Below are 2192 nucleotides of genomic sequence, written 5' to 3' on the forward strand. Positions count from 1 at the left end.
CGCCAAAGAGAACCGCACCAACCGCCGCTGAACCAACCGCCAGGGGGTCAACTTTCCCGAACCCGCGCGGGGTCAGTTTTCGCGAAGCGTTGACAACAGGCGGAGGTCGCAGCTGAACGCGTACGAACCGTTGCGGGCGGACCCTTGCAACCCTTCTCCGCCTGCGGGCCCCAGGGGACTCCTCGGGCAGGCAGTCAAGCTCAATCAGTGCGAGGGGTCGGCTGCACGGAGATGCCGCGCAGCAAGGTGCGTGGTTGCTCGGCGAGTCGACCTGGCGCGGAGGGCTGGCGTCTCCCCGGGTCGGTCGCCGAACTCCTGCAGAACCACGGTGCGGTCGTTGCAGTAGTCCGAGTGCCGAGACGCGCGGAGCGACTTCGACGGCCAGGGTCGTGGCAGCGGCCCGACCAGGCTCAGGTTGAGCTCCGCTTGGGTGCCGTGCTCGACAGGTCTACTACTCGACCGGCGCCGGATCTCGGACGGCGCGTAGCCGGAGGGAGAAGCCGTCGGCGGTGGAGATGAGGGCGGCGTCGATGTCGAGCAGGTGGGTCATCCAAAGGCCAAGACCAGTCCCGAACGTGGTGTTCGCGGACGGTACGAGCCCGGCGAGTGGGTCGACGGGCCCCTTGCCCCTGTCCTGCACGCTCACGACGACGCGGCTGTCGGTGGCCCAGATGCGGACGGTCGTGGGAGGTACGCCGTGCAGCCGCGCGTTGGCGACGGCCTCGGAGACACCGAGCAGCAGATCTTCCAGTGTGTGATCATCGACCCGCCCGCGACCGATCTGCTCAAGAGTGTGCCGGGCCTCGGCCGCGGAGGGATCGATGAGCTCGGCGGCGGGCGTCGAGGCCTCCAGCGGGTCGGCGGTCACGGGAAAATCCGGCCTCGAACCGTGCGCCTCGTAACGGCTGTTGACGCTGTGCACGCCGGCGGCGGTAACGACGTGGGGATGCGCCCGCTCGACCACGTTCCGCACCTGTGCGGACACTGTCGCGGCGTCGTACAGGCAGAGGCTGCGTACGGGGAACTCTTCCCACACGGAGTTCACGGCGAACTCATAGCGGTCCCAGCCCTCGAAGCGCCCTCCGTTGCCCGGGTGCGGTACGTCGCCAGCGATGCGGATCTGCGGTGCACCGGCCGCGACGTGGCGTTCGAACACTCCCCGGTAGGTCGCGATCGCCCGCGCGGGCGTGGCGTACAGGCTGCGGTCGGCGACGAAGGTGACCGCCGAGGGATCGTCCAGCCACGACCGCAGCAGGTCTGCCTTGCGCTTGTCGTAGCCGATGACCACCGGCTCGCCGGCGGCAATGCCGTAGGTGACGAACGGCACGATCAGCGCGCGGAACTCCGCGTCGGACGCGTAGAACCCAGCCTCGTGGAAGTGGCCAGTGGAACCGTCCACCGCACCGACGCTCATGTCTCCACCTCCGACAGGGCGAGGTTGGGCAGTCGATCGCAGGCCGCAAGAATGGACACGATGCGTTGTGCAGACTGCAGTTCGTGCAGCACCCGGCGCCTGCCGGGTAGTGCGAGTCTGCCAGACAGAAGGATCGGCAAACCCGCCGCCTCCCAGTCGATGAAGCGCAACCCGGAATCCGGTGCGGGGCCATCGCGCGGAGTTGACCGCTCGACACGAAATTCTCCGATGGCGCCGCATGGAACGCCTGCAAAGCATCGCCCGCCCGGGGTGGGCGATCACGACGTCATGCCCCACCCACTGGATCGCCCGAACGGGCACGAAACGTAACGGGATCGCCCTCACAGCCCCCGACCGACGGCCAACAGACCTCCATAGCAGTGCGGTCTGCATTGTGCGCCCCCTACTGGCGGAAGGCGCTCGGACGGCAGCCTGCACCTCCGACCCTTCTGCCACCGCTGCCCGGCGAGGTGATCGCCCCGGCCACCTGCGCTGCCCTCCGAAAAGGCGCTCCGCTGGGGTCGGAGGCCTAAGCGAAGGCCGCCGGGGCGATCGTGCCGCGAAGCTACAGCAGTCCGGCGCCACTTGCTGGTGCGCGAGCGTGGTCGCCCCGGCCCCCATGCGCCTCGCGACCACATCTCCGAAGTCGTGGCGAGAGTCGGCCGGGGCGACCACGCTCGACGCTAAGCCCGAATCCACCGATGGGCTGTAGGTGATCGTTTCCGGATCGCCTTGTGGGCAAGGTTCGGTCGGGGGCAGGGGCTTTCGCCTGGTCTGG

General features: G+C 68.7%; 1 protein-coding gene. It reads right to left on the reverse strand.

Annotated elements, in window-relative coordinates; genetic code table 11:
* Positions 1-451 precede the first annotated feature (451 nt).
* Complete coding sequence (locus ABZV93_RS28775; RefSeq protein WP_354942091.1) at positions 452-1414, reverse strand: sensor histidine kinase; 963 nt, start codon at positions 1412-1414, stop codon at positions 452-454.
* Positions 1415-2192 lie beyond the last annotated feature (778 nt).

It is taken from the genome of Actinopolymorpha sp. NPDC004070 (assembly GCF_040610475.1).
Classification (GTDB): domain Bacteria; phylum Actinomycetota; class Actinomycetes; order Propionibacteriales; family Actinopolymorphaceae; genus Actinopolymorpha.